General features: G+C 44.5%; 1 pseudogene. It reads left to right on the top strand.

The annotated features are described in order from the left end of the window. Positions 1 to 80: 80 nt before the first annotated feature. Positions 81 to 593 (top strand): annotated as a pseudogene (locus tag JMX13_RS13630) (IS5 family transposase); the annotation flags it as partial.

Raw genomic sequence — 593 nt, 5'->3', positions numbered from 1 at the left:
TAGGGCGTGTCCCTAATCTGGAAAAGTAAGTTCAAAAGCCTTAAAATATAGAGACTATTTCAAACATGGCTCTCTACATTATGGCAAGAACAGTACTCACTGATAATACATGGGAACAACTCCAAAGTACCATGAAAGCTCATGGCTGTCATACTTGGAAAAACGACAGACAAGTTATGGAAGCCATATTGTGGAAACTTCGTACAGGCGCGCCATGGCGTGACATACCGAGTGAACTGTGTCCTTGGAAAACTGCCTATAATCGTTTCAATAGGTTGTCGAAAAAGGGTTTGTGGGAGCAATTTTTTTTGACCTACGAGCAAGTATTGATGAAGAGTGGGTATTCGCAGATGGAAGCTACATCCGCTGTCACCAGCATTCAAGCGGCGCCAGACGAGGAGAGCTTCGAGCTACCGGAAAGTCACGAGGTGGAACCACCACTAAGATTCATCTCGCCGTCGATTCGCATGGAAACCCGATTGATTTTAAAATCACTGGGGGTGATGTCCACGACAGCCAAGCGGTAGATGACATTATAGAGATGCTAACGGATGCGACCTACTTTATTGCTGATAAAGCTTATGATTCTGAAA

Origin of the sequence: Psychrobacter immobilis, from assembly GCF_904846285.1 — a bacterium.
Classification (GTDB): domain Bacteria; phylum Pseudomonadota; class Gammaproteobacteria; order Pseudomonadales; family Moraxellaceae; genus Psychrobacter; species Psychrobacter immobilis_D.
The sequence above is the reverse complement of the archived record's forward strand: the minus strand, read 5'-3'. Positions and strand labels throughout refer to the sequence as shown.